The organism is Nonomuraea sp. NPDC050691 (assembly GCF_040654455.1).
GTDB lineage: Bacteria > Actinomycetota > Actinomycetes > Streptosporangiales > Streptosporangiaceae > Nonomuraea.
This window is the reverse complement of record NZ_JBFAIA010000335.1, coordinates 1-3,047: the sequence shown is the minus strand read 5'-3', so window position 1 is coordinate 3,047 and position 3,047 is coordinate 1. Positions and strand designations below refer to the sequence as shown.

The window sequence follows — 3,047 nt, the reverse complement described above, 5'->3', positions numbered from 1 at the left end:
ACAAGGCGTTCCAGACCTTCGGCTGCGCCGGGTGGTCCCCCGCCTGAGGCGGGTCCCCGGGGGGACCCGGCGTGCGCAACAGCCCGGCCCCGGGCCCTCCCCCTCGCAGTTCGTCGGGCCGAAGCGGCACCACCCGGTGCCGGTGCCGCTCGCGAGCCTGCCGCTGGTGGACGCCATCGCGATCTCGCACGACCACTACGACCACCTCGACCTGGCGACGGTCCGCGGGCTGACGGCCACGCAGAAGGCGCCGTTCCTGGTGCCGCTGGGCATCGGCGCCCACCTGGAGCGCTGGGGCGTGCCCGCGTACCGGATCATCGAGCTCGACTGGGAGGAGGAGGCCGAGGTCGGCGGGCTGCGCTTCGTCGCGACGGCCGCCCGCCACTTCTCCGGGCGCACGCTGACCCGCAACGACACGCTGTGGGGCTCCTGGGTGGTGGCCGGGCCCACCCGCAAGGTGTTCTACGCGGGCGACTCCGGCTACTTCGAGGGCTACCGCGGCATCGGCTCGGCGCACGGGCCGTTCGACCTGACGCTCATGCCGATCGGCGCCTACAGCCCGGCCTGGCCGGACATCCACATGAACCCGGAGGAGGCGGTCAACGCCCACCTCGACCTGGGCGGCCGGGTGCTGCTGCCGGTGCACTGGGCGACGTTCACGCTGGCGCTGCACCCGTGGGCGGAGCCGGTGGAGCGGCTGTGGCGGGAGGCCAAGGCCCGCGAGGTGCCGATCGTGGTGCCGCGGCCCGGCGAGGCCGTGGACCCCGACGCGGTGCCGGCCGTGGACGGCTGGTGGGAGACCCTCGCCTGATCCGGGACCGCCAGAGCCGTACAGTCGCAGCATGAGCAACCTGGAACGCGACCCCGGCGAGATCCTGTGCGGCGCGGCCGACGGCGGCGCGACCGAGTCGCTCGCCGGGCGGGAGGTGCCGCTGGGCGGGCCACGCGCGATGCGCGTGAGCCGGACGCTGCCCGGCGTGCGCCGCCGCATGATCGGCGCGTGGTGCTTCGTCGACGCCTACGGGCCCGAGGTGGCCGCGATGCGGGTGCCGCCGCACCCGCACACCGGCCTGCAGACCGTGAGCTGGCTGCTGTCGGGCGAGGTGCTGCACCGCGACAGCCTGGGCAGCCTCCAGGTGGTACGGCCCGGGCAGCTCAACCTCATGACGGCCGGGCGCGGCATCTCCCACTCGGAGGAGTCGGGCGAGGAACTGCTGCACGGGGTGCAGCTCTGGGTGGCGCTGCCCGGCGGCGCCCGGGGCATGGAACCGGGATTCGAGCACCACGCGGAGCTGCCGCGGGTGTCCGGGCCGGGGTTCACGGCGACGGTGATCATGGGGTCGTTCGCCGGCGCGACGTCGCCGGCGACGGCCCTCACGCCGCTGGCCGGCGCCGAGGTCGCCGTCTCCGGAGCCGCCGAGCTGCCGCTCGACCCCGCGTTCGAGCACGGGCTGCTGCTGCTCGACGGCGAGATGGAGCCGCTGGAGCGGGGGCCGCTGCTGTACGTGCCGCCCGGCCGTACGAGCTTGTCCCTGAACGGGGACGGGCGGGTCCTGGTGATCGGCGGCGAGCCGTTCGCCGAGGAGATCGTGATGTGGTGGAACTTCGTGGGCCGCGACCACGACGAGATCGTCGCGTTCCGCAAGGAGTGGATGGAGGGCGAGGGGTTCGGCTCCGTCGAGGGGTTCGACGGAGCCCCGCTGCCCGCGCCCGTCCTGCCCGGCACGCGGCTGCGGCCCCGGGGCCGCGGCCGCTGAGGTCACCGGCGGGGGTGCGAGAAGATGACGTCCATGTTCTCGCCGCCGGTCGGCACCGTGAGGAGCGTCCGCACCGGGGCGCCCCTGAAGTCGATCACGTGGATCTCGTAGCGGCCGCCGCCGGGGTTCGTCCAGCAGACCACGTGCGCGTCGTCGTACCAGGTGGCCAGGCCCGAGCAGGGCGACTCGAAGCGCGTCAGCTCGGCGCCGGTCGCGGTGTCGTACACGCAGTGGTTGCCGCTGACGAGACCGGGACAGTTCGTGACGAACTTCTGGCCCGTGGGCGAGAACAACGCGTCGGCGATGGCCGCGCCCACGTTCGGCACGCGGCGCACCCTCGTGCCGTCGGCGTCGAAGAAGCGCAGCGCCTGCTGCTTGGCCGTGTTGGACAGCGCGACCACGCCGGTGTCCCGGTCGTCGAAGCCGTACCGGACGCCGCGCAGCGAGCCCTCCCTGAGCGAGGCGACGTTCGCCCGGCGGGTGGCGACGTCCACGACGGCGAACCCGGTCGACTGCCACTCCTTGCCGGCGGAGTTGCCGACGTTGAGGAGGAGGCGATTGCCGTCGCGGGACCAGGCCTGCACGTACGCGCTGAGCGGCTGACGCGACGTCCGGATCGAGAACTTCTCGCCGGTGACCTTGTCGGTGATGTCCACCGTGTCGTAGCCGCCGACGTACTGCTTGCCACGGGTGGCGAGGTAGCGGCCGTCCGGGGAGAGGACGGCTTCCCACACATCCGGGTGTTTCACGAAATTTCCGGATAAGGAGTCGCGTGCGTAGTACACCCAGCTCTGCGTCTTGGGGTCGCGCAGCATGTACGTGGTCAGGCGCACCCTGTCGGCCGGCGACTCGACCAGGGTGGCGGTCGTCCCGGGCAGCGTGACCTGGCCCAGTCCGGTGGTGGGCACCGGGGACAGGCTCGGGCTCGCGCCGGCCGTCGTGGTGGCGGCCACGGTCGGGGCGGGGCCGGGGTCGTCGCGCATCTTGACCACGGCGACGGCGACGACCGCGATGGTCGCCACCACCGCCACGGCCGCGGCGACGCTCGCCACGACGACCCCCCTGCGCGGCCCACCGGAGCGCGCCACCTGGACGCCGTACGGAGGACGGGGGCCGCTCCCGGCGAGGGGGGCGTTGTGGAGCACGCCTTGCGGGCCGCCCGGGGGCGGGTTGTACGGAGGATTCTGGGGGCCGCTCGGGGCCTGGTTGTGCGGGGGCCCGTAGGAGGGGTGTGGCCCGCTCGGGCCGGTTCCGGGCATACCAGCCGCTCGCCGTCGGCATCGTCGTGGT

Annotated in this window: 3 protein-coding genes; 2 read left to right on the top strand and 1 reads right to left on the bottom strand. The window is 73.8% G+C overall.

What is annotated here, in order from left to right; all coding sequences use genetic code 11:
• A partial coding sequence (locus tag AB0H81_RS44390) for an MBL fold metallo-hydrolase (protein WP_358388438.1) occupies positions 1 to 811 on the top strand: 811 nt, incomplete at its 5' end.
• 31 nt (positions 812 to 842) lie between these two features.
• Positions 843 to 1,757 carry a pirin family protein gene (locus AB0H81_RS44385; protein ID WP_358388436.1) on the top strand — a complete coding sequence of 305 codons (915 nt, stop codon included), beginning with the start codon at positions 843 to 845 and terminating at the stop codon, positions 1,755 to 1,757.
• A gap of 2 nt (positions 1,758 to 1,759) precedes the next feature.
• On the opposite strand, the gene AB0H81_RS44380 is transcribed toward AB0H81_RS44385, so the two are convergent.
• A complete protein-coding gene (locus tag AB0H81_RS44380) occupies positions 1,760 to 2,809 on the bottom strand; it encodes a hypothetical protein (protein WP_358388432.1) in 1,050 nt (349 codons plus the stop codon).
• Positions 2,810 to 3,047: the final 238 nt, after the last annotated feature.